Genomic DNA, 1,159 nt, shown 5'->3' with positions numbered 1-1,159 from the left:
CCGCCCGCCCGGCGCCGTCCCGGTGGCGCGGGCCGCGTCGGCCGAGGGCGCGGCCGGGGCTGCGTCCGGGCCGGATGCGGGGCGGGGCGGAGCGTTCGAATCCTCAGACATGGGACTATCATAGAATCATTGGATGATTGGTTGTCCATCGTGAGATGAGGAACCCATGCCGCTGACCTCCCCCCGGCGCTCCGCGCTGTCCGACCAGGTGATCACTCAGCTGCGCCGGCAGATCACCTCCGGCGAGTGGCCGGTCGGCTCGCGCGTCCCGACGGAGCCCGAGCTGGCGGAGCAGCTCGGGGTCGCGCGCAACACGGTCCGCGAGGCCGTGCGCGCCCTCGCCCACACGGGCCTGCTGGACATCCGTCAGGGGTCGGGGACGTACGTCGTCGCGACCAGCGAGCTGGCGGGCGTGATGCACCGCCGCTTCGCGGGAGCGGACGCCGGCCACGTCGCCGAGGTGCGGGCGACGCTGGAGTCCTCGGCGGCCCGGCTGGCCGCGCTGCGCCGCACCGAGCGGGACCTGCGCCAGCTCGACGTCCTTCTGGAGCGGCGCGCCGCGGCCTGGCACGGCGCCGACCTGGACGGCTTCGTCGCGGCGGACACGGCCCTGCACCTGGCGGTGGTCTCCGCCGCGCACAACGAGGTCCTCACGACCCTGTACGCGGACCTCGGCGACGTCGTGCGTGAGGCGCTGCGCGACCAGGTGCACGGCGTGCCCGAGCCGGAGGGGCTGATGGACCACACGCGCCTGGTGGAGGCCCTGCGGGCGGGTGACGCGGAGACGGCGGCCGCCGAGGCGGCGAGCCACGCGCTCAGCTGCCGGCCGGCACCGGTGCGGCCGTGACGGGGGCGCCCGCGGACGGCGCGGGCCGGGCCTTCGGCCGCCGGACCGGCTCGTGGGTGACCCACACCGAGGCGACCTCCTTCCAGCACCGCTCGGTGAGCCGCGCGTAGCCGGCCGGCGGGACGTCGACGGGGGCGCTGTCGGCGTCCACGTCCCACCAGCGGGCGCATTCGACGTGCAGCCGCAGCCGGTCGGTCGTGGGGTCGGGGTTGTGGCAGTCGGCCACGGCGCGGGAGCCGGTGACGCGGGTGCGGCAGGTGGCGCGGTCCCCGCGGGCCGCGGGCCCGGCGGGCGCCGCCGGCTCCGCCCGCT

Annotated in this window: 1 protein-coding gene and 1 pseudogene; one reads left to right on the top strand and one right to left on the bottom strand. The window is 77.1% G+C overall.

Annotated elements, in window-relative coordinates:
* Positions 1 to 166 precede the first annotated feature (166 nt).
* A complete protein-coding gene (locus L1885_RS28565; RefSeq protein ID WP_235800034.1) occupies positions 167 to 847 on the top strand; it encodes a FadR/GntR family transcriptional regulator in 681 nt (226 codons plus the stop codon).
* Here L1885_RS28565 and L1885_RS28560 read toward each other — a convergent pair.
* Positions 816 to 1,159 (bottom strand): annotated as a pseudogene (locus tag L1885_RS28560) (hypothetical protein); the annotation flags it as partial. The gene L1885_RS28565 and the pseudogene L1885_RS28560 sit on opposite strands and share 32 nt — an antisense overlap.

This window comes from Streptomyces fuscigenes (genome assembly GCF_021556455.1).
Lineage (GTDB): Bacteria > Actinomycetota > Actinomycetes > Streptomycetales > Streptomycetaceae > Streptomyces > Streptomyces fuscigenes.
The sequence above is the reverse complement of the archived record's forward strand: the minus strand, read 5'-3'. Positions and strand labels throughout refer to the sequence as shown.